Genomic DNA, 26,625 nt, shown 5'->3' on the forward strand with positions numbered 1-26,625 from the left:
CCGCAGGTTCATAGCCTGCCCTCGCAACCAAATTCGAACCTTCCCGGCTCTCATGAAAAATGGCCCGCCTTGCGCGGGCCATTTTGTCTGGCGACCCGAAGTCATCACAACTCCGGATCGTCTTCCCGGCAAGGTCAGGATCTGTGCGGGCAGACCATCGTCAGATTGAGCAGCGTCGGCTTGTCCGAGCCCTTCTTGTATTCCCATTCCAGCCGGATCTCGTGCCGGTGGGCATAGGCATCGCTGGCTGCGTGGGTGATGATGTTCGTCTTCATCGGGATCGGCGGCTCGGAATTGAAGCATTTCCGGACACAGGCATCGAGCAGATCGCATCGCGTCAGGGGAATGACGCCGGGCTCATCCCTGGACAGGGGGACCGTGTTTGGCTGGGTGCTCAGGTCGACGCGCGCCCGTCCCTTCTCCTTGTGCCAGTACTTGGCGCTGCCCTGTGGCCACCTCGATGGCGGATTCAAAATCAGGTGATACTGGCCGTATTCCAAGGTCGGCAGGTCGATGTCGTCCGAAGCCTTGAGCTTGGCGACGCTCTTTTTCATGTTCGCCAAGGGAAAATAGTTGCTATTCATCAAATCCCTGAAGGCCTTGCCGCCGTACGTCCTGCCGCCCATCGCCCTACCCTTCGATATTATCCAATCAATCGGGACAACGTGCAGCCCAGCAAAGCTCGAGGGCTACAATAAGAGCCTCGGTGCCCCAGGATGCGCGGCCCCATTTTCGCGCGGCGATGACGCTACCACCCGAAAATGTATTTCGTCCAGAGAGCCACCTTTGCCAACACAGGTATGTTTCGTTGCAAGTTCGATTGCCATGCATGTCGCGATAGGTATTCTTACGCCGAGCTCCCCGCGAGTACCGATCGGCAGAGAACGCCGTCGTGACTTTTAAAGGCACAGGAATGCATTGTGTCACGTGTCAGTCGACGATCGACCCGAGCGATAGCTGGTGTCCTAAATGCGGGCTAGCCGTGCGACGCTCCGATCCCGATAGCGAACGTCGATTCGTCACGATCCTCCGCGCTGATGTCATCGATTCCACCGGCCTCATTGCCGAGCTGGAGCCGGAGGAGGCGGTCTCGCGGCTGGAACCGGCCTTGGCCGCGATGAGAGGCGCGGTGCGTCGATTCGGGGGAATCGTCAGCAAGGAACTGGGCGACGGGGTCGCGGCGGTGTTCGGTGCTCCGATCGCGGACGACAACCATGCGCCTCTGGCTTGCCATGCGGCGCTCGAACTCGTACGGCGCGTCGCAAGCCTTGGCGATGCCGGGTTGCAGGTGCGGGTCGGCCTCCATTCGGGACACGTGGTCGCCTACATGGTCGCCAGCGAGTTTTCTAAGGTCTACGAGATCGGCGGCGCCGCCCAGCATCTGGCAGCCCGGCTGGAGTCAGTGGCCGAGGCGAACCAAATCTACGTATCGGAAGCCTGCCAGAAGCTCGCGGATGGGCATGTCCGGTTTGAATTCCTGGGTGGCAGGACCCTGCGTGGCTTCAACCAGCCCCTGCCGGTCTATCGAATCGTCGGCGCCAGCGATCTTTCGAGTTGGCGGGTCCGGCGCGCGCGCAGCGTTTCACGGTTCGTCGATCGTGTGACGGAGCGCGCGCTGCTCGGCCGCGCCGCAGACAGCGTGGTTGCGGGTCGGCAGACGGTCCTGGTGCTGGGTGATGCGGGCATCGGCAAGTCGCGGCTGGCGCATGAGTTCGCCCAGGAGCTGAAGGCCGATGGCTGGCGCCTGGTCGATGCCGAGTGTAGCCCGAACCTCCAGGGCGCGCCGTTCAGCACGCTCAAGCGCCTCTTGCTCTCGCTGTTGGAGGTAACCGCGAAGGATCCGGACGACCCGGGAGACCCAAGAAGCGATTTGCCGCTGATCCAGCGATGTGCCCTCGATGCCGTGCTGGATCTGCCGATCTCGGAGCCGCAGTGGAACGAGCTGGAGCCTCACGCACGAGGACGGGCGATTGCCGATGCGAGCTGCACGATCGTCGCGAGCGCCGCCCGTCGTCACCGCATGGTGCTGCTGCTCGAGGATCTGCACTGGATCGACCGGGCCAGCGATGCGGTCGTGGCGGCAATTGCTTCGTTGCAGGCGCCCGATCTTCTCGTGCTCCTCACCTCCAGGCCGAACGGCATGCCGGTGTGGATCGCACGCTGCCACGCCGAGATCGTCGCAATGCGTCCCCTCGACGACGATTCGGGGCTCGCCATGCTGTCAGACATGCTCGGCCCCTCCGCGGCGAACGCCGATCTGAAGAACCAGATCATTTCGCACACGGCCAATATCCCCTTGTTCATCGAGGAGGTCTGCCGCGGACTGAGGGATAGCGGATCGCTTCGCGGTCAGTGGGGCGATCTCGCACTCGTGCGTCCCATCGATGAACTCGGCATTCCCACGAGCATTCAGGGCGTGATCGCATCGCGTCTCGATCGTGTGTCGAGGCCGGAACGATCCATCTTGCAGATTGCTGCGGCACTTGGACCGCGATCGAGTGTCGCCATGTTGCGGCACATCGCCCAGTTGCCCGAAGATGTCCTGCAGGACTGTCTTGCGGCGCTCGACCGTACCGAACTGCTGGTCAGGATCGACAGCGAGTTGCAGGACGCACTCGAATTTCGGCACGAGATGGTTCGCCAGGTAACGTACGAATCGATGGTCGAAAAGGTGCGCGAGGACATTCACGCTCGTATTCTAGCGACGCTTGAGCGCGACGACACGATTGCCGATGAGCCGGATACGTTGTGCTATCACGCGGTGCGAGCCAAGAACTGGCAGAAGGCCTTTGGTCACGGCAGAAGCGCGGGACGAAAATGTTTGAGCCGGTCGGCATTTCCGGATGCGGCCAACTATTTCGAGATCGCGATGGACGCCCTTGATAGGACGCCTGTGACGGGTCTGCGGGAGGCCGCCGCCATCGATCTTCGGATGGAAGCGCGTGCGGCGTTCATTGCATCCGGTCACGTTGCCGAGTGGCTGGATCTGGGAAAAGAGGCCGAACGGCGCGCCGACGCGATCGATGACATCGGACGCAAGGTCGCCGCGATGACGGTCCGAGCCGGCGCACAGAACTTCTATGGTGCGCCGGTCGAAGCGGTCGCGGTCAATGAAGAGGTCGTTCGCCTCGCGGAGGGGTGGGGCAATCTGGGATGGCTCAATCTCGCACGATATGGTCTCGGGCAGGCCTATTTCCTCGCCGGTCGCTACCGTGACGCAGTGCCGACACTGGCACTGGCTCACGACCAATTGGCGAGTGTGGAAGCCAGCGCTCCGATCGGGACGACTCCAAAATACCTGCTCCTGCTCTGCTGCATGATGAAAAGCTTCACTCACACCGTCATGGGCGAGTTCGACGTCGCCGAACAGCTCCAGCGGCAGGCCGCTGCGATCGCGGAGGAGACGGGCCGCCCCTATGACCGCGTCGCGGCCGCCTATAGCGGCGGCTGGCTGATGCTTGGCCGCGGCGATCCGGCGGCGGCCGCAGCCATTCTCGAAGACGGGTTCGTGCTGGCGCAGAAGCACGGCATCCGGCTGTTCGTGCCGGTGCTCGCCTGCCACCTCGGCATCGCCTATCTGGAGCAAGGGCTGTTCGACCGGGCGCGCGGGATGCTGACTGAAGCGCGGGAGGAGGCGAAAGCGGTCGGCTATACCTCGGCGGTGCTGCGCAGCTCGATCTACCTTGCGCTCGCCACCCACCGTCTCGGCGACGTCCATGCGGCGCAGAACATGCTGCGCGAGGCGCGCAACACCGCCCGCCAGCAGGGCTTTGCCGGCCTCGAGGCGGAGGCCCTGTTCGGCGAAGCCGTCGTGACGCCCGCCTCCGGCGCGGCGAACAAGGCGGCCATTCTCGCGGCCCTGCGCGCCGCCATCGCGATCGCATCCGAAAGCGGTGCGCTGCCGCTCCAGCACAAGGCCGAGGCGATGCTGAACGAGGCGCTCGCCCGGGGCGACGAGTTCACCTGACCTTTGCGCCCGGGCGTGCGATCGTACCGCTGCGGCCGGGTTCTGCCCGACGGGTCGATCGGATTCCGCAGGTGACGCAACGGCTTGGCTACTGTGCATGGGGTCGTTTTCGACGTGTTTTGAGGAGAGGCCCCTGCGGTCGCGATGACCAGGCCCCTTGCACGGGCGCCAAGGTCGGCTACCGTTGCCGATGGCCGCGGGCCAGGCGACTTTTGATTTAACAGCATCCTGTTTTGCCGGCGCCGCACAGGCGCGACGCCCGGCGGAAGAGGCGGGGCCATGATCATACGGGACCAGTCAGCTCTGTTGGCGCCGGTCGAGCGCGATTTGCGGCTCGATCTCTTCCGCGGCATCGGCCTGTGGATGATCTTCCTCGACCACATCCCGCACGACGTCGTCGCCTGGCTGACGCTGCGCAATTACGGCTTCAGCGACGCCGCCGAGTTCTTCGTCTTCATCTCCGGCTACCTCGTCGGCTGGATCTACGGGCCGATCGTCGCCGGCGGCTGGTTCATCGCGGCGCTGAAGCGGCTGTGGCGGCGCGCGGCCGAGCTGTACGTCGCCCACATCATGCTGTTCCTGCTGTTCACCGCGCAGATCGCGCGCACGGTCAGGCGGTTCGACAACCCGATGTATGCGGACGAGTTCAACGTTCACCATTTTCTCGACCGTCCGGATATCCTGATCGGGCAGGCGCTCTCGCTGCGCTACAAGCCGGTCAATCTCGACGTGCTGCCGCTCTACATCACGCTGGTGCTCGCCGCGCCCTTCATCGTGTGGGGCCTCGTGCGCCGGCCGAACCTGACGCTCGCCGCCTCCGTGGTGCTCTACGTGCTGTCGCGCCGGTTCGACTGGAACATCGCCTCCTATCCGCCCGGCACGACCTGGTACTTCAACCCGTTCTGCTGGCAGCTGATGTTCGTGTTCGCGGCCTGGTGCGGCATCGGCCAGATCGGGAAGATCGCGACCTGGGTGTGGTCGAAGACGGTGATGGGCCTTGCCGCGGCGTGGATGGCCTTCGCGCTTCTGATCGTGATGACCTGGCACATCCCCGCGCTCGAGGCGGTGATCCCGAAATGGATGATCAAGGCGATCTATCCGATCGACAAGACCGACCTCGACATGCTGCGCTTCACGCACTTTCTGGCGCTGGCGATCTGGGTGATCCGTTTCGTTCCGCGCCACTGGAGGGCGCTGCATTCGAAATGGCTGCGGCCGGTTATCCTCTGCGGCCAGCATTCCCTGCCGCTCTTCTGTCTCGGCGTGTTCCTGTCATTCTCCGCGCACTGGATCCTGACACAATACACGCGGGGCGTCTGGGAGCAGCTCGCCGTGTCCTTCGCCGGCATCCTGATTCAGATCGGCGCCGCGTGGTTGCTCGACCGCGCCCGCCGGGTGCCGGAGCTCTTCGTAAAAGTGACGGAGGAGGAGGAGCCTGACGAGGTCACGCCGGACAGCGCGGCGGCGGCGACGGCCGCCATGGCGCCTGCCAGCCGTCGATGAAACGCGCCGCCCGCCTTCTCGTGGAGAGTTTCATGTCCAGACGTTTGTTGATGATCGCCGGCCTGCTTCTGCTCCTCGCCGGCGGCGCGTCCGCCGAGCCGCCGTCGCCGGAGGCGATGACTGTGGCGCGCAAGCTCGTGGTCACGCTGAGGATCGCCGACCAGTATCGCACGGCGCTTCCGCAGCTCCTGCTCAAGCTGCGGCCCGTGGTCGCGCAGGACCGGCCGGAGATCGAGCGAGACTATGACGCGATGACGGCGCCAGGCGCCGAGATTTACGCCCCGTACGTCGCCGCGATGATCGAACAGATCGCCGCCGTTTATGCCACGACCTTCACGACGGAAGAATTGCGTCAGATCGAGGCGTTCTATGCCCTGCCTGCCGGGCAGAAATATCTGGAGAAGGCGGATGCGCTGGCGGTGGCCAGCGCGCAGATCGGCCAGGATGTCAGCCAGAAGGCGGGCGACGAACTGAAGCAGCGCCTCATCGAGGCGCTACGCCAGAAGGGGCGCAAGCCCTAGAGCATGATCCGGAAAAGTGCGCAGCGGTTCTCCGAAAAGATCATGCTCAAACAATATTCTAAAGCGCGATGAGGATTCATCCTAACCTCATCGCGCTTTAGGCCAGAAACGCGCGGAACCGGCGCAGCGCGATCAGGAAGAAGACGACGCCGATCAGCGTGAGCGCGACCAGCTGCGGCCATACGGCCTCGAGCCCCGCGCCGCGGAACAGGATGGCCTGCGCCAGCATCACGAAATGCGTGTTGGGCGCCGCCAGCATGATGTCCTGGACGAATTGCGGCATGCTCTCCCGCGGCGTCATGCTGCCGGACAGGGTCTGCAGCGGCAGCAGGATCATGATCAGCAAAAGTCCGAATTGCGGCATCGAGCCGGCGACGGTGGCGAGGAAGATGCCCATGCTGGTGGTGGCAAAGAGCTGCAGCGCCGCGCCGACGAGAAACAACGCCACCGAGCCGTCGATCGTGACCGCCAGCCATCCCTTGACCACGAAGGCGATCGACAGGGCGGAAGCGACCAGCACCACGGCCCCCATCGACCAGACCTTGCTTACCATGATCTCCAGCGGCGTGACCGGCATCACCAGCAGGTGCTCGATCGTGCCGTGCTCGCGCTCCCTGATCAGTGCCGCGCCGGTCAGGATGATCGAGAGCATTGTGATCGACATGATGAGGTGGTCGATCGCGCCGAACCAGGACCTCTTCAGCTCCGGATTGAAGCGGGCGCGCAGCGCGAGATCGATCTGTGGCGTCTGCGCCTGCCTGCTGCGCGCCAGGAATTCCGCGATCTCGGCGCTGACGATCTGCTCGACATAACCGCTGCCGTTGAAGGCCTGCGAGATCCGCGTCGCGTCGACGTTGAGCTGGATGGTCGGCGCCTTGCGCGCCAGCAGGTCGCGCTGGAAGTCCGGCGGGATGTCGAGCGCGAAGGTGTCGAGACCGGCATCCATTCGCTGGTCCATCTCGTATTGCGAGATCAGCCGGGGGGTGGAGAAGTAGGGCTCGGTGAACGCCATCCCGATCCGGGTCGAGATCGGCGAATGGTCCTCGTCGACGATGGCGATCGCGGCGCGATTCAACGTCTCCGGCAGCGTGTTGGCGCCCTCATAGACCGCGAACGTGAAGGAGTAGGCGATCAGCACCAGCAGCACCGGGTCGCGCGAGAGGCCCCGCAATTCCTTGATGCCGAGCTGGAAGAGGTTGCCGAGGCGCATGGTCAGCGGGCCTGTTTTTTCAGGAGCAGCGCGCCGGCGGCGAGCAGCACCGGGATCGTGACGGCGAGCGCTAGCAGGTCGTTGTGAAGCGTGTCGAAGCCGAGACCCTTCGAGAACGCGCCGCGCGAGATGGTCACGAAATGGCTGGTCGGGTAGATGAGCCCGATCAGCCTGCCCGCTCCCTGCAGTGAGGAGACCGGGTCGATCAGGCCGGAATACTGGATCGCCGGAATCAGCGTGATCAGCACGGTGCCGAACAGCGCGGCGATCTGGCTCTTCATGAAGGCCGAGATCACCAGCCCCATGGCGGTCGTTGCCGTGACGTAGAGAAGCGCGGCGAGCGCATAGGTCGAAAAGCTGCCGGTGAAGGGTACTCCGAAGACGGCGAGCGCGAAGGCGACGAGGAGGAGGAAGTTACCGAATGCCAGCACGACGTAGGGCAGCTGCGTGCCTAACAAAAACTCCAGCCGCGTCACCGGCGTGACATAGAAATTGACGATCGAGCCGAGCTCCTTCTCGCGCACGACCGCGAGCGCGGCGAGCACCGCGGGGATCATGATCAGGAGCAGCGGGATGATGCCCGGCGCCATTGCGACGACGCTTCGGACGTCCGGATTGTAGCGATAGCGCATCGCGAGCTGAAAGGTGCCGGCCATCGCCGTCTCGCCATAGAGCTCGCGGCCCTTTTGCGCGAGCCAGGTCGCGTGGATGGCCTGGGTATAGGAGCGCAACGTCTCGGCGCGGGTCGGGTTGGCGCCGTCAACCCAGGCGCCGATTTCGACATGCCGGCCGTGACTGACGTCCCGGCCGAAGCCGGGCGGCAATTCGATGGCGAGGCCAATCTCACCGGCACGCATGCGACGGTCGAGATCGGCATAATCCGTGATCGGGGGTTTTTCGGTGAAGTAGCGCGAGCCTGCGATCTGGAGGCTGTAGTCGCGGCTGATCGCGCTGTCGTCGCGGTCGAGGACGGCGAAGGTCAGGTTCTCGACGTCCATACTGATGCCGTAGCCGAGCACGAACAGGAGCAGCACGCTGCCGAGGACCGCGAGCGTGGCGCGGATCGGATCGCGGCGCAGCTCCAGCGTCTCGCGGCGGGAATAGGCGAACATGCGGGTCGGATTGAACCTCGCGCTGCGCATGCGCCGAGGTGCTGCCGTCGCAGCCGGCTCGGGCGATGTGGCCGCCGGCTGGCTGGTTTCATCCGCCGCGTCCGCGCCCGCCTGTTCCAGGCAGGCGATGAAGGCCTGCTCCAGCGTGGCGGCGCCGTGCGCGGCTACGATTGCGGCAGGTGTGTCCGACGTCAGCACCTTGCCGGCATGCATCAGCGAAATGCGATCGCAGCGCTCGGCCTCGTTCATGAAATGAGTCGATACGAAAATGGTGACGTTGTCCTTGCGCGCGAGCTCGGCCAGAATCTGCCAGAAGCGGTCGCGGGCGACCGGGTCGACACCGGAGGTCGGCTCGTCGAGGATGAGGATGTCGGGCGCATGGATCATGGCGACGGCCAGCGACAGCCGCTGCCGCAGGCCGAGCGGCAGCGCATCGGGCAGGGCATCGGCCACGTCGGCAAGATCGAACCTCGTGGTCATCTCGTCGATTCGCGCGGGAATGGTCTCCGCCGGCAATTCGAACAGCCTTGCATGCAGATCGAGATTCTGGACGACCGTGAGCTCCGAATAGAGCGAGAAGCCCTGCGACATATAGCCGATGCGGCGGCGCACCGACATGTCGCCGGCATCGATCACCTTGCCGAACAGCCGAGCGCTGCCTTCGCTCACGGGCAACAGCCCGGTGAGCATCTTCATGGTCGTGGTCTTGCCGCATCCGTTCGAGCCGAGGAAGCCGAAGATCTCGCCCTTGTTGATGCGGAAGCTCACATCGTCGACGGCGACGAAGCCATTGAACCGCCGGCTCAGGTGGTCGGCCTCGATCGCAACCTCGTCCTGGTCGCCGCTGCGCGGCGGGATGACGATCCCGGTATGGCCGCCGCGATCTGCCTCCGGCAACAGCCGGATGAAGGCGTCATCGAGCGTGTCGGTGCCGGTCTGGCTCTTGAGTGAGGCCGGCGTTCCGGTCGCCAGCACGCGTCCCGCGTTCATCGCGATCAGGAAGTCGAACTGCGCGGCCTCTTCCATATAGGCGGTCGAGACGATTACGCTCATGCCGGGCCGGCCGCCTCGGATCGAGGCGATCAACTCCCAGAACTGGCGCCGCGACAATGGATCGACGCCGGTCGTCGGCTCATCCAGAATCAGCAGCTCGGGATCGTGGATCAAGGCGCAGCACAGGCCCAGCTTCTGCTTCATGCCGCCGGAGAGCTTGGCCGCCGGGCGGTCGGCGAAGGGGGTGAGTCCCGTGTCGCGCAACAGGCCCGCGATCCGCCGCGTTCGTTCCGCCTTCCCGTGTCCGAACAGGCGGCCGAAGAAGTCGATGTTCTCGAACACCGACAGCGTCGGATAAAGGTTCTTGCCGAGCCCCTGCGGCATAAAGGCGATGTCGGGACAAACCATGCGGCGATGGCGCGAGCTCGCCATGTCGCCGCCGAGCACGTGGACATGTCCTTCCTGAATTTCGCGCGCGCCGGCGATCAGCGCGAGCAGGCTGGATTTGCCGACGCCGTCAGGGCCGATCAATCCGACCATGCAGCCGGACGGCAAGTCGAGGGTAATGGCGTCGAGCGCCCGGGTCTTGCCGTAGCTCAGGCTCACGCCTTCCAGATGTACCACGCTGCCGGGCTCGGCCGGTGCGTCGGTTGCGGCAGTCGTGCTCATCGGGTCAGCTTGATTTTGAGATTGTCGGGCCATGGCGTGGCCGGATCGAGCTGTACATAGGCCATGCCGGGCAGGCCGGTCTTTACGTGCTCGACGTGCTGGCGCAGCAGCTCGGGCGCGATATGCGCCTTGATGCGGAACATCAGCTTCTGGCGCTCCTCCTCGGTCTCGACGGTCTTGGGCGTGAATTGCGCGACATCGGCGACGAAGGTGGCCTTGGCCGGGATCACGTATTGCGGAATGGCGTCGAGCACGAGGCGGACCTCGGATCCGATTGCGACGCGGCCGGCAGCCGCTGTCGGCAGGAAGAAGGTCATGTAGACGTCGCCGAGATCGACCATGTTGAGGACGCGGCCGCCGGCCGCGAGCACCTCGCCCGGCTGTGATACCCGATATTGCACCCGGCCTTCGCGCGGCGCCTTCAGCACGCTGTCGTTGAGGTCGGCGTTGATGCTTTCGATCGCGGCCTTGGCGGCGTCGACCGAGGCGCCGGCATCGATCACCATGGCGCGGGAGGAACTGATCGCGGCCTCGGATGCGGCGACCTGGGCCTGGGCGGCGGCGAGCGCCGCCTTCGCCGTGGCGTTGGCCGAGCGGTCGTCGTCCAGCACCTGCTGCGACACCGCATTCGTCCGGATCAATTGCTCGGAACGATCCAGCTTGCGGCTCGCGCTGTCGAGCTGCGCGATGCGCTGGTCGACCACGGCCTCGGCAGCCCTGCGCTCGGCTTCGCGCTGGTTCACCAGGCTCTTTGCGGTCTCGACATTGATCGAAGCGCGCTGGAGTTGCGCTTCGGCCTGGCGGCGTTGCGCCTGCAATTGATCGGTGTCCATCCGCGCCAGAACCTGGCCCGCTTTCACGAAATCGCCTTCGTTGACCAGGATCTCGCGAATCCGGCCCGGTGTCTTGGTGGCGATGTCGATCTCGACCGCTTCAATGCGGCCGTTGCCGCGGGCGAAGCCTGCCGGCAGCGGGTTGGAATCGCGGTGCAGCCAGTAGTAATAGCCGCCGCCCGCGACGAGAATGGCAATCGCCGCGGCGATGCGACCCGGTGTGAAGTTCATCTGTTCATCACGCCGCCAGCGGCGCCCACATGTTGAGACACGAACGCCCGGCCGCTCATCGTGCGGAGGGGCCGGCGCAACATGGCAGCGATTTTTGCAGCGCAACTTGATGCAGATCAGACCGTGCGAACGGTACCTCTGCTCAAGGTTCCGGCAGTCTGCCGGCCTGGAAAGCTCGGGAGGCGCCTAGTGGATAGCCGCGTACATGATCCTTTCCTCCGTCGCGTCCAGCGCGGAGAATTCCTCCACAACCTTGCCCTGGCGTGAGACCAGGATGCGGTCGGAGAGTGCCATGATCTCTGGCAGGTAGGATGAGATGACCACGACCGCCTTGCCCTCGTCGGCGAGCCGGTTGATCAATTCGTGGATCTCGACGATGGCGCCGACGTCGACGCCGCGGGTCGGCTCGTCGAAGATGATCAGGTCCGGCTCCTGCACCAGCGATTTGGCGATCACGACTTTTTGCTGATTGCCGCCCGAGAGCTCGACCACCTTGCCGTGGTCGCCGATGGCACGAACCTTGAGCTTCTGGATCCAGGTCTTGCCCACCGCATCGGTTTCCCGCCGCGACAGGATCATGCGGCCCTTGGGAAATTTCGACAGCAGGCCGAGATAAATGTTCTGCGCGATCGAGGACGTCTCGAAGAAGCCCTCGACCTTGCGGTCCTCGGTGACATAGGCGATGCCGGCCTTGACCGCCGGCGCCGGCACCCGGTAGCGCACCGGCTTGTCGTGCAGCAGGATCTCGCCGCCGTGGAAGAAGTCGCGCTTGAGCACACCGGATACGATCTTGAACGTCTCGGTGCGGCCCGCGCCGACGAGGCCGAACACGCCGGTGATCTGGCCTGCGAACACCGACAGCGAATTGTTCTTCACCATCGGCGCCATCTTCAGGTTCTGCACCGTGAGCACGCGCGCGCCCGCCGGCCGCACCGTGCTCTTTCGGGCGCCGTAGAGCGTGTTGGAGAGGTCGCGGCCGACCATGGCCTGAATGATCGCGGCGCGATCGAATTTGGCGGCGTCGTCGGTCACGACATGCTTGCCGTCACGCAGGACAGTGATGCGGTCGGCGAGCAGCAGGGCCTCTTCCAGGGCGTGCGAGATGAAGACGATCGAGACACCGCGCTTCTTGAGATCGCGGACGAGGTCGAAGAAGTACTTCTTCTCCTCCGGCGTCAGCGATGCGGTCGGCTCGTCGAAGATGATGACCTTGGCGCGGTGCAGGACCGCGCGTGCGATTTCCACCATCTGCTTCTTGGCCGCCCCGAGACCGCTCACGGTCGCGGTCGGCGTGACGTCGAAATTGAGTGATTGCAGGAACTGCTGCGCGGCGATGTAGATGCCGCGCAAGCGGTTGTAGAATTTCTCCTGCCCCAAGAACAAATTCTGCGCCACCGTCATGGTCGGCACCAGGCTGTTCTCCTGGAACACCATGGCGATGCCGAGATTGCGCGCCTCCAGCGGTGTCCGTGGCGCGACGTCGGCGCCGTCGACCATCATGGTGCCCGAGGTCAGCGTCACCACGCCTGCCATCACCTTGGTCAAGGTCGACTTGCCGGCGCCATTCTCGCCAACCAGCGCGTGGATCTCGCCGCGGCGCAGGTCGAAGTCGACCCCGTCGATGGCGGGAACGCCGGCGTAGAGTTTCGTGGCGTTGCGCAACGAGAGTGCGATGTCGTTCATGAGCAGAACTCCTCGGCAAGGCCGGCCAGGGGCAGCTTCAGAACCCGCCCCGGTCCCTTGGCGATCAGGACCAGATCGCCGCCCATCTCGATGGCCGCAACGACGCCGTGATTGACGCCGTCGACCCGGCTGTGCAGCGAATAGAGCGGCTGTCCCTCGGCGTCGAGGCGGATGACGAGGCCGTAGGAGCGGGGCGGCGCCCATGGCTTGATGACGCCCATGGTCTTGATGTGCGCGCCCTGCATCGGTTCCTTGAACGAGATGCCGGAGCGCAGGCGCGGCGCGACCCAATACGCCGGATCGATCTCGGCCATCATGCGGCGCCGATAGGCCGGCTCGCGCAACACGAACTCGACGAGCTGGGTGCGCGCGGTGAAGGCCGTGAGCCAGTAACCGCCGCCCGAGGCCTTCGCGAGCCGCGACGGATAGACGGGCAGGTGAGCGAGCACGGTCCGCGGCGGTGCGCCCGGCGCGACGAGCACGAGGCGATGACGCCAGCTCTCGCTGACCAGCACGCCGTTGCCATGCACGCAGGCACCAAAGGCGTGGCCGAGCCCCTGGGCAAGCGATGTTACGGTTTTGCTGCCGGGGTCCAGCTTGAACACGCGGCCGGTGCGATTGAGCTCCATCAGGTCGCGCGCCCAGTCGCCGACGCCGCATGTCGCTGAGCCATCGGTCGCGATGAGCGTGTTGTCATTCGCCAGGGCCAGCGCGTTGACCGCGTTGAAGGCGGCATCGGCAAACGTCACGGTGGGCTGCTCGGCCGAAGGGCTGGAATAAAGACGCACCTCGCGTCCCCCGAGCGCGACCGCAAGTCCGCCGCCCGCCAGGGCACACAGCGCCGAGATCGGCCGCTCGAAGCTGCGAACCTCCGATGCCACGCCGCCGTCCAGCCGCATCAGCCGCGCGCCGTCTGCGATGAAAAGGTTGCGTCCATCGGTGGCGAGGTCTTCGGGCGCCTCGCATGTCAGCAGTGTCTCTGCCGCTTCCAGCTTCTGGTTGGGTTTCAGCGCGCCGTCGAAGGACGGCACGGTGATGGTGGCGTCGCCGCGCCCGAGAACACGGTTGGCGAACTCCCTGACGGCCGCGATCACGATTGCTTCCCCCACCGCTTGTCATACTGGACGAAGTCCGGATCGGCGTTGCCGAGCTTGTAACGGCCGATCCGGTTGTTGAGGATGCCGCCGAGATAGAGATAGCCGCGATGCTCGCGCATCGAGGTGATCATCGGATGGTTTTCGCCATGCAGGTCCCAGAACGATTCGACGATCTTGCCCTGCTCGTTGAACTTGACCACGCAGCCCGTGTTGATGTTCGGGAACAGCCATTCGTCGACCGGTACGCGTTTGGCCATGCGGCGCCGGAAGCCCGGCATCTTCCAGGCGAGGTCGAGTGAGGGGCTGCGCATGCCGACCAGCGCCAGCCAGTAATTGCCGTCGGAAGCGAGGTTGATGTTGTCGGGGTAGCCCGGCAGATTATCCATCACGACCTCGACGTTGCCCTTCTTCGGCCCCGCGAACCAGTAGCGCTTGATCGAGCAGCCGAATGTTTCGGCGAACAGGATCGACTGGCCGTCGGAGGCCACGCAAATGCCGTTGGGAAATTTGAGGCCGCGCAATTCGGTGCGCGTTGCGCCGGTCTTGGTGTCGTAGGAGATGATGCGGCCGTTGCCGCGCGCCTCGAGGCCGTCGATCGGCCACTCGTCCATCTCGTAACGCACCGTGGCTTCCGAGAAGAAGATCAGGCCGTCGTCGGTGATGTCGAGGTCGTCGGCGAGCCGCAGCCGGCTGTCGTCGTTCACCGAACTCATGCTGCGGTTGGTCTCGTCGGTCGCCTTCTCTACCGTGCCGTCGGGCTTGATGCGGTAGAGCCCCATGCCGCCGATGCAGACGTAGAGATTGTCCTCACGGTCAAAGGCCATGCCGAGCGGCTGGCCGCCGATATGGGCGAACACCTCCATCGTCTGATAGTCGGGCGCCAGGAAGCGCATGATGTCGCCATGGCGCGAGCCGGCATAGAGATTGTCGTGACGATCGAGGATGACGTCCTCCGGCGCCTCGATGCGGCCGAGGCCGATCGCTTCGACGTTGCGCAGCTTGTCGTTCTGCTCGAACGGGCCGCCTTGTCCGATCTCGGTCGGTGGTGGCGGCGGCAGCGAATGATAGGTCGGCGCGACATAGACCTTGCTGATGATGCGGGTCCGGTTCTTCTGCCAGCGGATGTCGACCATCGCGGCGACCAGCAAGATGCCGGCGAGCGCCATCCGGTTGACGCCGCCGCGTGCGTTCATGGTGGTCAGGCCGTTGGTGACCAGCAGGACGATCAGCACGCCGACGGCCGATTTGGCGACCGAGCCCTTGCCGCCGCCGAGCGTGATGCCGCCCAGCACCGTCGCGGTCAGCACGATCACCTCGAGCCCGACTCCGATGTCGCCGCCGACGGTGCCGAGCCGGGATGCGAAGAACAGCGCGCCGATACTGGTCAGCACGCCGCTTGCGACGTAGCAGAGCGCGATGGTGCGGCGGACGGGAATGCCGGAATTATACGCCGAGCGGCGCGAGCCGCCGATCGCGGTGATGTGCCAGCCGGGCCGGAGCCGGGTCAGGAAGATGTGGCCAAAGATGGCGATGACGATATAGACGAGCGCGACGGTCGGGATGCCGAACACGCTGCCGCCGCCGATGAAATCCCACGAGGGGATGTCGGGGAAGGCCGACGCGATCGCGTTGGAATAGCGCTGGATCAGCAGATCGTAGGCCGAACGGTAGATGATCAGGGTGATCAGCGTGGTGATGAAAGCGCGCAGCCGCAGATATCCGATCAGCACGCCGTTGACGGCGCCGAGCAGGGCGCCGCAGAGCAGCGTGGCGGCGATCACCGCCGGCACCGGCCAGCCCAGAACGTCGAGGCAGTAGAGCGCGCAGAAATCGGTCAGAGCGAAGATCGAGCCGACGGAGAGATCGATGCCGCCGACGATGACGACCAGCGCGAGCCCGAGCGCGATGAAACCGATCTCTCCGGCTTGCCGTGCGGTGTCAGCGAAGCTCGCCGGCGACAGGAAGTTGTCGATGGACCGGCTGAGCGCGAGGCCGACGATCAGGAGAAGGATCACCGGAATGGCGGTCTCGGTCCATCGCTTGGACAGGATTTCACCGAGGAGATGATCGGGCCAGTAGCGGTAACGCAGGCTTGTCAGGGTATCGCGCATCGGCATTCCAGGACCTTGCAAGTTTCGGGACCGCATCCCGGACGTGAGATCGTCCGGGACGCCTTGGTCTTGCGTCGCGACGACTATTTCTTGAGGTCGCTGAGATTCCAGCAGGTCATCTGGTTATCTGCGTTCTCCTTGGTGATCGGAATCAGCGTGGTGTATTCCGAACCTTTGACCGAGCCGGGCTTGACGCCCGACGACAGCAGCCACTTGATGGTACCGGCCATCTGCGATGCCTGGGTCGGCACGTCGTAGCTCATGTTCAGATCGAACGCGCCGGACTTGACCAGCTCGCACGCGCCCTTGCGCTCGCCGCCGCCCGAGGTCGCGACGAACACCTTGCCGGTGAGGCCGGCTTCCTTGACCGCGGCCGCAGTGCCGATGTCCATGCCGTCCCAGAAGCCGACGATGCCGCAGAGATCCGGATTTTGCTTCAGCACTGTCTGCGTGATCGCCTTGGCCTTGGCGGCGTCCCAATCGGCGGCCTGGCTGGACACCACCTTGATTTCGGGGTGCTTGGCGAGCACGTTTTCGACGCCCTTGAGCGTATAGGCGCTCGCGGCCGCGGACAGCGCGCCTTGGATGATCGCGATCTTGTTCGACTTGCCCTGGCAGGCCTTCACCACGCCTTCGGTCTGGCGCTCGCCGATCTCGACCCAGTTGGCGCCGACGAAGGCGGAGCTGCGATAGGCCGATCCCATGTTGATCTGGATGACGTAGATGCCTTCGTTCTCGGCGCGCTGCAGCAGTTTGGCGTAGGTCTGCACGTCGGGATTATGGACGACGATGACCGCCGGCTTCTCGGAGATCAGCGACGTCACCGCTTGCGCGCCGGCATTGGTGTTCCAGTTGGCGTCGCGGATCACGAACTTGACGCCGAACGGCTCGAGCTCCTTCTTCAGGCCGGCATACCAGCCTTCGGTGAGATCGAAGTTCATGGCGACCGGGACGTAAGCCACGGTCTTGCCGGCAAGCGCCTCCTTGAATGGCTTCTGGAACGGCTCGTCCAGGCCCTGCTGGGCCAGGGCCGGTGCGGTCATGGCCGCGAGGCCCAGTGCGGCGACGAGTGCCTTTGTCGGGCTGCCGATATGCTTCATTGCTTCCTCCTTGGTTGTCATTGTTTGTTTTGGTCGTTCAGATGTCGCCCTGCTGTGCCGTTTCTTCGTTGCGCGGATTCAGGAAGGAATCCGTGATGACGGCGAGCAGCAGCACCACGCCTTTGATGAGATTCTGTCCGGCGTAGGAGATATCCATGATGGTCATGCCGTTGAGCATGGTGCCGATCACGAGTGTACCGATGACGACGTTGAGCACGCCGCCGCGCCCGCCCGACAGCCCGATCCCGCCGAGCACGACGACCAGGATGACGTCGTAGATCAGCGTCGAATTGAAGATGCGGGTCGGCATCGAATTGACGGAGGCCGCCATCACGAGGCCGGCGAAGCAGCCGATCAGGGCGGTGATCACATATTGCAGGACGATGATCGGGCGGGAGGGGATGCCGGTTACGCGCGCGGCGTAAGGATTATCGCCGATCGCGTAGATATAGGCGCCCCAGCGCGTTTTCCGCAGCAGGAAGGCGACCACGGCGCAGGCGATCGCGAACATCCAGATCGACGTCGGAATGCCCAGAATGGTGCCCTGTCCGAGCCGCTCGAAGCCGTCCATGCCCGGACTCCACTGCACGACGTCGAGCTGGAACAGCGCGGCCTGCCCGAGCCCAGCGAGTAGCAGGCCCGTCGCGAGCGTCGCGAACAGCGAAGGGACTTCCGCGTAGGCGATCAGCCAGCCGTTGACGAGACCGAAGGCAATCGCGAGCAGCACGGCGGTCAGCAGCGAGGCCGGCAGCGAGTGACCGTTCTGCACCATCTGCAGGACCAGTCCCGGCGGCACCGCAAGCGCCGCGATCAGCGAGATGTCGATGCCGCGCCCGATCACGACGATCGCCATGGCGAGACCGAGGATGCCGAGCACGGAGACGTTCTGCAGCAGCGTCAGCATGTTTTCCGGCGTGAGGAAGCCGCGCAGGAAGATCGAGAATAGCAGGAACAGCATCGCAAAGACCGCGAAGACGATTTCCTGCTGATTGAACCGAATGCGCTTCATTCCAGTGTTGCCTTTCTTCGACGCCGGCCTCTGCGGGTCCGTTATGACGATCGGGTCTCGATGCGATAGGTCTGTGGAAGCGGCGTCAGGCTCTCGGCGAGTGCTTTCCCCCGATCCTGATCATTGGAGTTCACCGTGACGTGGACCAGCGTATTCAGCCTCGCATCCTTCTCGACGCGAATCTCCGCCGCGGTGTCAGGGCCGAAGATGCGGTCGATCTCGCTCCTGACCTTCTCCTGAACGGCGAGGTCGCGGAGCGTGGGCTTGAAGATCTTGCCGACCGCGGTGACCGGAAGGCTTTCGAGCAGCACGACGCGCTTCGGCTTCGCGGGAGGTTCATTGACGTTGCGCTCGAGATGCTCGCGCAGCTCTGCGAGGTCGATGGTCTGTCCCGGCGACGGCACCACGAAGAGAATCGGCACTTCGCCGGCATAGGCATCCGGCATGCCGACAGCCGAGCTCATCTGCACGCCCGGAAAGGCATTGGCGACGTCCTCGATGGCGGCGGGGTCGATGTTGTGACCGCTCCGCACGATCAGGTCCTTCTCGCGTCCCGTCAGCACCAGCCGCTGGTCCGGCGTGAGATAGCCGACGTCGCCGGTGACGATCCAGTGGTCGTCGGTCAGCACGCCGTTGTTGTGCCGGGGATCGAGATAGCCGGGAAACACCTGAGGGCCGCTGACAAGGACGAGCCCGCTGGTGAGCGGCGAACATTCCGTCTTCAAATCGGTATCATCAAGCGCGACGATCTTCGTTTTCGCGAACGGCGCCCGGAAGCCGACGCTGCCCTGCACTGGCGTCCCGTGGCCGGGATTGAACGCGATTGCGGCCGCGGTCTCGGTCATGCCGTAGGTCTCGAACAGCGTGATGCCGGTGCGTGCCTGAAATCGCTCGCTGACCGCCTTCGGCGCCACGGCTCCGCCGGTGAGTGCCATCCGGACGGTGCTGATGTCGGAGGATCCGACCGGCTCCTCGGCAAGCGCGGCGATCGAAGTCGGCACGCCGCTGACGATGGTCGCGCCGAACCGCTCGACGGTGTGCCAATAGTCCCGGATCGCGTCGGGGCTTCGGAGGCTGTAGGGTGAGGGCATGATCACATGGCCGCCGGCCGCGAGGATCGACAGGCCAAGCGTCATGGTGCCGCCGACGTGAAACAGCGGAAAGCCGTTCACGGCGGCATCCAGCTCGTCCAGTCCATGCACCTGCGCAAAACTCCAGGCGGCGTGGATCTGGTTGCCGTGCGTCAGCCGAACCAATTTCGGTCGCCCGGTGGTCCCGCCGGTGTGGAAGAGGGCGCATATCGCAGCGCGATCTGTCGAGGGCTCGAAGTCCAGCGTGTCGTGTGCGCGCGCGACCGCCTCATCATAGTTCAGAAAACCTCCGGGCAGGAGACTATCCGCGCCGATCACCAAGATCGTCTTGAGCGATGGGACGCGCCGCACGACGTTGGCCGCCTTGGCCCAGATCGCGCGATCGGAGGCTTCGGACGGGATCACCAGCACGGTCGCGTTCTGCGCCTCGAGCAGGTCGGCGATCGCGTCTTCGTTGAGGAGATAGTTGATCGAGCTCGCAACACCGGCAACCTGGGCGCCGAGCAACGAAGGAAATAGCGGCGGCAGGATCGGGCAGAGAAACGCGGCTGTTCCTCCGCTTTTCCCGATCCCGTGCGACCTGAACAGATTGGCGGCGCGAATGATTTCCGCAAACAGTTGACGATGCGTCACCGTGACGTCACCGGGCTCGCGCGAGCCCCTGGTCAGCACCGTCAGCGCGGGACGGTCGGGATGCAGGCGTGCCGTGGCTTCGAACAGGTGCAGGAGATTGCGGGCAGGGATGAGGGAGTCGTAAGGCTGCCGCTCCAGCGCCTCGATGTCGGCGATGGTTTGGACCGGTTGAATGAACCGCGTCGTGATCGGCGATGACAAGCCAAAGCTCACGGGCATCGCCATTCTGGCGGCACGGCAAGCTGTGCAGCGGTTGATTGGGCCTCACGCAAGCGAACGTTTCCTGCCTATTTCATTGACCGTTTTTTGTTCTTCATAGGCCACATGCCCGGATGCGGCTTGCTCCGGAGCGCAAAGCTTTTGCTTCTCCGCGCAAACCGGTCTTGCGTGTAGGCGGCGGCGATCTAGAATCTGTTTGCGTGGCAGGCTTGTGCGATGCACAAACGATGTTCATCATGGCCTTGCGACGGATGGGCAGACGATGAACCTGGTCTTCACGACGGACTATCTGGAGCTGGCCAAGCGCTACGCCGCGTGGCAAGGCGCCATTTGCGATGTCTACGTCCATGTCGACGTGAATGCCGAGGAGCGATCCGACTATCACGGCTTCATCCGGGAAGCGCGGTTCGGCGCGGTGACGATGACGGATGTCCTGCTGTCGGAGCAGCGCATCTCGCGCCGCGAGCGTCACATCGCAAAACTCGACAAGGATTGCTACTATGTCGAATTCGTCCAGCAGGGCCGGGTCAACGTACTGCAGGCGGGCCAGACCCTGCTGTCGAATCCCGGCGTCGGCGCGATCTTTTCGGCCTCCGAGGCCTACGATCTCGAATGTATCGGCAAGGTGCGATCGCTGTATCTCGAGATCCCGCGCAAGGAGTTTTCCGCGCGCTTCAGTGACGGGCGCCTGCCTGTCGTCACGACGATGGCGACGGGCCGCGGCCTTGGGCGAATCGCCGCCGAATTCTGCGCGACGCTCGCCACGGAAGGTGGGTCGCTGGACGAGGCCGCGAGGACGCGGCTCGGTGCCGAACTGATGGACGTGCTGGCGCTCGCGCTCGACATGGGCGATCGGGACGAATTCTCGGAAGATGCGAGCGCGCAGCAGGCGCGCCTGCGTTCGGTCAAGGCCTGGATCGAGGCGCATCTCACCGATGCGGACTTATCGCTGGAGAAGATCGCGAAGAGCAACGGCGTCTCGCTCAGGCATCTGCATTATCTGTTCCGCCTCACTGATGTCTCGGTGTCCGAATGGATCCTGGATCGCCGGCTGCAGCGCTGCTACGACGTGCTGACCCGCCCGGAGCTGCGGTCGCTGTCGATCACTGAAGTTGCCTATCAGCTCGGTTTTAGCAGCTCGTCGTATTTCAGCACGGCGTTCCGCAGGAAGTTCGGCCACAGCCCGTCGGACCTGCGGCGCCGCTAGAGCATGATCCGGAAAGATCATGCTCTACAAAACCTAGAGCGCGACGACGATTCGTTCCAATCTCATCGCGCTTTAGAGAACCCTGCACCGCGCGAGGCGATGCAGGTCCGACTTCGTCAGCGTTACTTCACCAGCGGGCAGCCGCCGTCCTTCAGCGGACGGAAGGCCTGGTCGGCGGGCACTTCGGCGAGCAGCTTGTAATAGTCCCACGGGCCTTTCGACTCCTCGGGCTTCTTCACCTGGAACAGGAACATGCTGTGTACCATGCGGCCGTCCTCGCGCAGAATGCCATTGTCGGTAAAGGCATCCTTCACGGGCAGCTCGCGCATCTTCGCCATCACCGTCTTGGTGTCCTTGGTGCCGGCGGCCTGCACGGCCTTGAGGTAGTGCAGCGCCGCGCTGTAGGTGGCGGCCTGGTTCATCGTCGGCATGCGCTTCATGCGCTCCATGAAACGCTTGCCGAAGGCGCGGGTCTTGTCGTTGAGGTCCCAGTAATAGGCTTCCGTGATGATCAGGCCCTGCGCCAGCTTCAGCCCCAGGCTGTGCACGTCGGAGATGAACATCACGATCGCCGCCAGGTTCTGGCCGCCGGCGACGATGCCGAACTCGCCGGCCTGCTTGATCGCGTTGATGGTGTCGCCGCCGCCATTGGCAAGCCCGATGATCTTGGCCTTGGAGGCCTGGGCCTGCAGCAGGAAGGACGAGAAATCGGCGGTGTTGAGCGGATGCTTGACGCTGCCGAGCACCTTGCCGCCGGCTGCCTTCACGACGTCGCCGGTGTCGCGCTCGATCGAATGGCCGAACACATAATCCGCGGTAAGGAAAAACCAGGTATCGCCGCCGTTCTTGACGATGGCGCTGCCGACGGTGTGGGCGTTGGAATAGGTGTCGTAGGTCCAGTGTGCGGTATAGGGCGAGCAGGATTTTCCGGTGATGTCGGAGCTCGCCGCATCGGTCACGATCATGATCTTCTCGTACTGCTTCGACAGCTCCATCACCGCGAGCGCGGTGGCCGAGGTCGGCAGGTCGATGATCATGTCGACGCTCTCGGTCTCCCACCATTTGCGGGCGATGGTGGAGGCAACGTCGGGCTTGTTCAGCACGTCGGCGGAGACCATGTCGATCGGCTTGCCGAACATCTGCCCGCCGAAATCCTCGATCGCCATCTTGGTGGCCTCGACATTGCCCTGGCCGCCGATATCGGAATAGACCGAGGAGAAGTCGGAGAGCACGCCGATCTTGAGCGGCGTCTGCTGGGCCAGAGCCGGGGCAATGGCGAACCCGGCAAGCAGTCCGGCCGCAAAAGCGGCGCGCGCAATTCGATGCATGGATACTTCCCCCGTTTTTATATTTTGGTGCGCGAGCCTAGAGTTGCTTCTGCGAAGCGTCAATTCTTGCGTGACGGCGCCGCGCCTCTGGATGATTTGACGCGGCAGGTTGCGCCGACTACGCTTTGGGCAAACGCGAAATGCGTAAGCGAAGTGCCTGACGAGCATTGAGTCCGCCGTCACGCAGATTGAAATTCCCGGGGGACGGAAATGCCGAACGATACCGCAGCCACGATCTCGAAAGCGCGCGAGCACTCCATCGGCGATCTCTTGCGCCGCTCGGCAGGTCGCGAGCCGAACAAGCTTGCGGTCAGCTGCGGCAATGTGAGCTGGACCTTTGCCGAGATGGACGCGATCTGCAACCGGCTCGGCCGCGGTCTGCTCGGCCTCGGCGTCAGGAAGGGCGATCGCGTCGCCGTGCTCTCGCGCAATTCGCATGCGTTCGCCGCGCTGCGCTTTGCGTTGGCGCGGATAGGCGCGGTGTTGGTGCCGATCAACTTCATGCTCAATCCGGACGAGATCAATTTCATCCTCAAGAGCTCCGGCGCGAAGCTGCTGGCGACCAGCCCGGATTTCGTCGAGCCGGCGAAGGCCGCAAGCGCCAGGGATTGCGCGGTCGAGAAGATGATCTGGCTGCCGGGCGAGGACCCGGCCGCGGCGCCCGCGGGCCTCGCCACCTTCGATGATCTCCTCAGCCCCGACGGCTCGTTCTTGGAAGCGTCCGTCGACAGCCGCGATCTCGCGCAGATCGTCTACACCAGCGGCACGGAGTCGCTGCCCAAGGGCGCGATGCTGACACATGAAGCCGTGATGTGGCAGTATGTCAGCTGCATCATCGACGGCGGCATGAGCGTGGACGACAAGTTCCTGCACGCGCTGCCGCTCTATCATTGCGCGCAGCTCGACGTGTTCCTGGGGCCGCAAGTGTATCTCGGCGCCTCCGGCGTGATCACGGGCAAGCCGACCGCCGATAACATTCTGGCGCTGATCCAGGCGCATGAGATCACGTCGTTCTTCGCACCGCCGACGATCTGGATCGCGATGCTGCGCTCGCCGAACTTCGACAAGACCGATCTGTCGACGCTTCAGAAGGGCTACTACGGCGCATCGATCATGCCGGTCGAGGTCCTGCTCGAACTGCAGCGCCGCCTGCCCGCCGTCAAATTCTGGAACTTCTACGGCCAGACCGAGATCGCGCCGCTCGCGACCGTGCTGCGGCCCGAAGACCAGCTGCGCAAGGCCGGCTCTGCGGGCAAGCCCGTGCTCAATGTCGAGACACGCGTGGTCAACACGGCGATGGAAGACGTCAAGGTCGGCGAGGTCGGCGAGATCGTGCATCGCTCGCCGCATCTCTTGTCCGGCTACTACAATGACCCGGTGAAGACTGCGGCTGCTTTCACCGGCGGCTGGTTTCACTCCGGCGATCTCGCCACCGTCGACGACGAAGGCCACATCACCGTGGTCGACCGCGTCAAGGATATGATTAAGACCGGCGGCGAGAATGTCGCCAGCCGCGAGGTCGAGGAGATGGTCTATCGTATCCCCGGGGTCTCCGAGGTTGCCGTCGTTGGCCTGCCCGATCCACGCTGGATCGAGGCGGTGACCGCGATCGTCGTGGTCAAGACCGGTGAGACGCTCGACGAAGAGTCCGTCATCAAGCATTGCGCCGGCCAGATGGCACATTTCAAGGTGCCCAAGCGCGTGATCTTCGTCGATGCCTTGCCTAAGAATCCGAGCGGCAAGCTGCTCAAGCGGGAGCTGCGCCAGCGCTTCGTCGGCGGCGAGACGCTCGACAAGGCGGTCCAGAAGAGCTTCGGCACCTGAGATGGAGCGATCGGCATGAGAGCCTGGCAGGTCGCGCGCGACTGGTCGATCGAGGGGATGGAGCTGGCCGATCTGCCGGAGCCTGCACCCGGTCCAGGCCGGGTTACGGTGCGGATGAAGGCGGCATCGCTGAATTACCGCGATCTGATCACCGTGCAAGGCAAGGGCGGTGTCACCAGATTGCCGCTGATCCCGTTCTCGGATGGTGCGGGCGAGGTGATCGCCATCGGTGAGGGCGTGACCCGTGTCGCGGTCGGCGACCGCGTCTGTCCGATGTTCTTCCAGTCATGGATAGACGGCAAGGTGTCGGCGGCCAGCCGCCGCTACGCGCTTGGCGGCACGCGGCCGGGCGTTTTGCAGGAGGTGATGCTGCTCGATGCCGAGGGCGTCAGCCGTGTTCCCTCGCATCTGTCCTTCCAGGAGGCTGCGACGCTGCCCTGCGCCGGGCTCACAGCCTGGCGCGCGTTGTTCGAGGAGGCAAAGGTGCGGCCCGGCGACACCGTGCTGGTCCAGGGCACCGGCGGCGTGTCGATCTTCGCACTGCAGTTCGCAAAGCTCGCCGGCGCGAGCGTGATCGTGACGTCGTCGAGTGATGAGAAGCTCGAACGCGCGCGTGCGCTCGGCGCCGACCACACCATCAACTATCGTTCGGTGCCGGAATGGGGCAGGGCGGCTTCCGAGTGGACGGGCGGCGGCGTCGACCATGTCGTCGAGGTCGGCGGCAAGGACACCTTCGCGCAATCGCTCGAGGCTGCGCGGGTCGGCGGCAACATTCTGGTGATCGGTGTGCTCTCCGGCGTCTCGCAGCAGATCGCGATCCCCACCCTGTTTTCCAAGAACCTGCACGTCACTGGCCTGTCGGTCGGCAGCCGCCGCATGTTCGAGGGGATGACAGCAGCGGTCGGACACAACGCCATGAGACCGGTGATCGACCGCGTGTTCGGCTTCGACGCCGTGCCCGACGCGCTGCGCCTGATGCAGCGGGGCGGCCACTTCGGCAAGATCGTCGTGGAGTTTCCGTAGCAGGTGCTCGGTTGGTTGGGGCGCGCTCCACACGTTCCCCACTGTCCTTGCGGCGGAGCGATCGAGAAACTCTCCGCGGAAAGACCCTGGATTGCTCGTTGCATCGATCTAATAACTGTACTATAAGTACATTATTAAACGCGACGCCACGATGCGTTTGCTGGACCGGCACGATCGATGCATCGTTGTTTCGGCGGGCGTAGTTTGCGGCCGCGTGAGCGGGGTTGATCGATGACGGCACAGCGCGACTACGAAATCTTCGAGGCCGGCGACGTCGCGCTCCAGTCCGGCGCCGTCTTCCCCGCGCTGAAGCTGGCGTACCAGACCTACGGCACGCTCAGCCCGGCCAAGGACAACGTCATCCTCTATCCGACCTCGTTCAGCGCGCAGCATTTTGATACCGAGTGGCTCATTGGGCCCGACGGCGTGCTCGACTCTGCGCGCTATTTCATCATCATCCCGAACCTGTTCGGCAACGGGCTGTCGTCCTCGCCGTCGAACTCGGCCGTGCCGTTCCCGCAACTGACTTATCACGACGCCGTCGCGGTTCAGCATCGGCTGCTCATCGAGCGCTTTGGCATCACAAGGCTGGCTCTTGTTTACGGCTGGTCGATGGGCGGCATGCAGGCCTATCATTGGGCGGCGCTGCATCCTGACATGGTCGCGCGTGCCGCAATCGTTTGCGGCAGTGCGCGATGCGCGCCCTACAATCACGTCTTCCTCGAAAGCGTGAAGGCGGCCCTCACGGGCGATCCTGCCTTCCGCGATGGCCGCTTCGTCGAGAAGCCCGTGGCCGGCTATCGCGCCATGGGGCGCGTCTATGCCGGCTGGGCGATGTCGCACGGGTTCTATCGCGACGAGGTCTGGCGCGAGGCCGGCTTCATCTCGCTGGAGGACTATCTCGTCCGGGCCTGGGATGCCGCGTTCGCGCGGCGTGACGGCAACGACCTGCTGGCACAGGTCGGCATCTGGCAGGGCGGCGACATCAGCCGCTGCGCCGCCTTTGGTGGCGATCTCGACCGCGCGCTCGCGGCGATCAAGGCGCACATGCTGTTGATGCCGGGCGCCACCGACCGCTATTTCGACGTCCGCGACAACGAGGACGAGCTTGGCAAGCTGGCCAACGCGAAATCGGCAGTGCTGCATCCGATCCCATCACTGCACGGCCATCGTGCCGGCAATCCCGTCAACAATCCGCGCGATCAAGCTTTCATCAAGGCCGAGATCGCAGCGCTTCTCAGCAAGTAGGGCAGGCATCCAA

Annotated in this window: 18 protein-coding genes; 7 read left to right on the plus strand and 11 right to left on the minus strand. The window is 64.3% G+C overall.

Annotated features, from left to right (window positions below; translation table 11 throughout):
• Positions 1-134: 134 nt before the first annotated feature.
• Positions 135-626 (minus strand): hypothetical protein, encoded by a 492-nt coding sequence (locus tag FNV92_RS04380; protein ID WP_014439533.1) that lies wholly within the window; start codon positions 624-626, stop codon positions 135-137.
• Positions 627-913: 287 nt separating this feature from the next.
• On the opposite strand from FNV92_RS04380, the gene FNV92_RS04385 reads away from it, so the two are divergent.
• The 3 genes from FNV92_RS04385 (at position 914) to FNV92_RS04395 (ending at position 5,991) form a co-directional block, all read left to right on the plus strand.
• The gene (locus FNV92_RS04385; RefSeq protein WP_143846093.1) at positions 914-3,967 is read left to right on the plus strand and encodes an ATP-binding protein; all 3,054 of its coding nucleotides are present in this window, start codon (positions 914-916) and stop codon (positions 3,965-3,967) included.
• Positions 3,968-4,246: 279 nt separating this feature from the next.
• Entirely contained in the window at positions 4,247-5,470 is a 1,224-nt protein-coding gene (locus FNV92_RS04390; RefSeq protein WP_143841981.1) for an OpgC domain-containing protein, read from the plus strand.
• Between the two features lie 32 nt (positions 5,471-5,502).
• Complete coding sequence (locus tag FNV92_RS04395; RefSeq protein ID WP_168213767.1) at positions 5,503-5,991, plus strand: DUF2059 domain-containing protein; 489 nt, start codon at positions 5,503-5,505, stop codon at positions 5,989-5,991.
• Between the two features lie 97 nt (positions 5,992-6,088).
• Here the strand turns inward: FNV92_RS04395 and FNV92_RS04400 are convergent, their stop codons facing one another.
• From FNV92_RS04400 to FNV92_RS04440, 9 genes are all read right to left on the minus strand, one after another.
• On the minus strand, positions 6,089-7,201 hold the full coding sequence (locus FNV92_RS04400) for an ABC transporter permease (protein WP_143841977.1): 1,113 nt from the start codon (positions 7,199-7,201) through the stop codon (positions 6,089-6,091).
• 2 nt (positions 7,202-7,203) lie between these two features.
• Positions 7,204-9,975: a ribosome-associated ATPase/putative transporter RbbA gene (gene rbbA, locus FNV92_RS04405; protein WP_168213356.1), complete on the minus strand. Its 2,772-nt coding sequence runs from the start codon at positions 9,973-9,975 to the stop codon at positions 7,204-7,206.
• Positions 9,972-11,039 (minus strand): HlyD family secretion protein, encoded by a 1,068-nt coding sequence (locus FNV92_RS04410; protein ID WP_143841973.1) that lies wholly within the window; start codon positions 11,037-11,039, stop codon positions 9,972-9,974. Before FNV92_RS04410 ends, rbbA begins: the two co-directional genes overlap by 4 nt.
• A gap of 186 nt (positions 11,040-11,225) precedes the next feature.
• The gene (locus FNV92_RS04415) at positions 11,226-12,722 is read right to left on the minus strand and encodes a sugar ABC transporter ATP-binding protein (protein ID WP_143841971.1); all 1,497 of its coding nucleotides are present in this window, start codon (positions 12,720-12,722) and stop codon (positions 11,226-11,228) included.
• Positions 12,719-13,816, minus strand: a complete 1,098-nt coding sequence (locus FNV92_RS04420) for a hypothetical protein (RefSeq protein ID WP_168213355.1) — start codon at positions 13,814-13,816, stop codon at positions 12,719-12,721. Before FNV92_RS04420 ends, FNV92_RS04415 begins: the two co-directional genes overlap by 4 nt.
• Positions 13,813-15,936: an ABC transporter permease gene (locus FNV92_RS04425; protein WP_143841969.1), complete on the minus strand. Its 2,124-nt coding sequence runs from the start codon at positions 15,934-15,936 to the stop codon at positions 13,813-13,815. Before FNV92_RS04425 ends, FNV92_RS04420 begins: the two co-directional genes overlap by 4 nt.
• Positions 15,937-16,013: 77 nt before the next feature.
• Positions 16,014-17,030: a sugar ABC transporter substrate-binding protein gene (locus tag FNV92_RS04430; RefSeq protein ID WP_014439543.1), complete on the minus strand. Its 1,017-nt coding sequence runs from the start codon at positions 17,028-17,030 to the stop codon at positions 16,014-16,016.
• A 37-nt stretch (positions 17,031-17,067) separates the two neighbouring features.
• Positions 17,068-18,039: an ABC transporter permease gene (locus FNV92_RS04435; RefSeq protein ID WP_143841967.1), complete on the minus strand. Its 972-nt coding sequence runs from the start codon at positions 18,037-18,039 to the stop codon at positions 17,068-17,070.
• Between the two features lie 41 nt (positions 18,040-18,080).
• Positions 18,081-19,964: an AMP-binding protein gene (locus tag FNV92_RS04440; protein ID WP_244623768.1), complete on the minus strand. Its 1,884-nt coding sequence runs from the start codon at positions 19,962-19,964 to the stop codon at positions 18,081-18,083.
• Positions 19,965-20,244: 280 nt separating this feature from the next.
• Here FNV92_RS04440 and FNV92_RS04445 point away from each other — a divergent pair, with 280 nt between their 5' ends.
• The gene (locus FNV92_RS04445) at positions 20,245-21,189 is read left to right on the plus strand and encodes a helix-turn-helix domain-containing protein (protein ID WP_143841965.1); all 945 of its coding nucleotides are present in this window, start codon (positions 20,245-20,247) and stop codon (positions 21,187-21,189) included.
• A gap of 122 nt (positions 21,190-21,311) precedes the next feature.
• On the opposite strand, the gene FNV92_RS04450 is transcribed toward FNV92_RS04445, so the two are convergent.
• Positions 21,312-22,517 carry an ABC transporter substrate-binding protein gene (locus FNV92_RS04450; RefSeq protein WP_143841963.1) on the minus strand — a complete coding sequence of 402 codons (1,206 nt, stop codon included), beginning with the start codon at positions 22,515-22,517 and terminating at the stop codon, positions 21,312-21,314.
• Positions 22,518-22,727: 210 nt separating this feature from the next.
• On the opposite strand from FNV92_RS04450, the gene FNV92_RS04455 reads away from it, so the two are divergent.
• From FNV92_RS04455 to FNV92_RS04465, 3 genes are all read left to right on the plus strand, one after another.
• On the plus strand, positions 22,728-24,341 hold the full coding sequence (locus FNV92_RS04455; RefSeq protein ID WP_143841961.1) for an acyl-CoA synthetase: 1,614 nt from the start codon (positions 22,728-22,730) through the stop codon (positions 24,339-24,341).
• Between the two features lie 15 nt (positions 24,342-24,356).
• On the plus strand, positions 24,357-25,364 hold the full coding sequence (locus FNV92_RS04460; protein WP_143841960.1) for a zinc-dependent alcohol dehydrogenase family protein: 1,008 nt from the start codon (positions 24,357-24,359) through the stop codon (positions 25,362-25,364).
• A 231-nt stretch (positions 25,365-25,595) separates the two neighbouring features.
• Positions 25,596-26,612, plus strand: a complete 1,017-nt coding sequence (locus FNV92_RS04465) for an alpha/beta fold hydrolase (RefSeq protein ID WP_143841958.1) — start codon at positions 25,596-25,598, stop codon at positions 26,610-26,612.
• Positions 26,613-26,625: the final 13 nt, after the last annotated feature.

It is taken from the genome of Bradyrhizobium cosmicum, assembly GCF_007290395.2.
GTDB lineage: Bacteria > Pseudomonadota > Alphaproteobacteria > Rhizobiales > Xanthobacteraceae > Bradyrhizobium > Bradyrhizobium cosmicum.

Bases quoted from the DNA above. Each gene is read 5' to 3' on its own strand.
- FNV92_RS04385 (WP_143846093.1), top strand. From the start codon at position 914: ATGCATTGTGTCACGTGTCAGTCGACGATCGACCCGAGCGATAGCTGG.
- FNV92_RS04415 (WP_143841971.1), bottom strand. From the start codon at position 12,722: ATGAACGACATCGCACTCTCGTTGCGCAACGCCACGAAACTCTACGCC.
- FNV92_RS04410 (WP_143841973.1), bottom strand. From the start codon at position 11,039: ATGAACTTCACACCGGGTCGCATCGCCGCGGCGATTGCCATTCTCGTC.
- FNV92_RS04445 (WP_143841965.1), top strand. From the start codon at position 20,245: ATGAACCTGGTCTTCACGACGGACTATCTGGAGCTGGCCAAGCGCTAC.
- FNV92_RS04390 (WP_143841981.1), top strand. From the start codon at position 4,247: ATGATCATACGGGACCAGTCAGCTCTGTTGGCGCCGGTCGAGCGCGAT.
- FNV92_RS04430 (WP_014439543.1), bottom strand. From the start codon at position 17,030: ATGAAGCATATCGGCAGCCCGACAAAGGCACTCGTCGCCGCACTGGGC.
- FNV92_RS04455 (WP_143841961.1), top strand. From the start codon at position 22,728: ATGCCGAACGATACCGCAGCCACGATCTCGAAAGCGCGCGAGCACTCC.
- FNV92_RS04465 (WP_143841958.1), top strand. From the start codon at position 25,596: ATGACGGCACAGCGCGACTACGAAATCTTCGAGGCCGGCGACGTCGCG.
- FNV92_RS04400 (WP_143841977.1), bottom strand. From the start codon at position 7,201: ATGCGCCTCGGCAACCTCTTCCAGCTCGGCATCAAGGAATTGCGGGGC.
- FNV92_RS04450 (WP_143841963.1), bottom strand. From the start codon at position 22,517: ATGCATCGAATTGCGCGCGCCGCTTTTGCGGCCGGACTGCTTGCCGGG.
- FNV92_RS04460 (WP_143841960.1), top strand. From the start codon at position 24,357: ATGAGAGCCTGGCAGGTCGCGCGCGACTGGTCGATCGAGGGGATGGAG.
- FNV92_RS04435 (WP_143841967.1), bottom strand. From the start codon at position 18,039: ATGAAGCGCATTCGGTTCAATCAGCAGGAAATCGTCTTCGCGGTCTTT.
- FNV92_RS04380 (WP_014439533.1), bottom strand. From the start codon at position 626: ATGGGCGGCAGGACGTACGGCGGCAAGGCCTTCAGGGATTTGATGAAT.
- rbbA (WP_168213356.1), bottom strand. From the start codon at position 9,975: ATGAGCACGACTGCCGCAACCGACGCACCGGCCGAGCCCGGCAGCGTG.
- FNV92_RS04425 (WP_143841969.1), bottom strand. From the start codon at position 15,936: ATGCCGATGCGCGATACCCTGACAAGCCTGCGTTACCGCTACTGGCCC.
- FNV92_RS04395 (WP_168213767.1), top strand. From the start codon at position 5,503: ATGTCCAGACGTTTGTTGATGATCGCCGGCCTGCTTCTGCTCCTCGCC.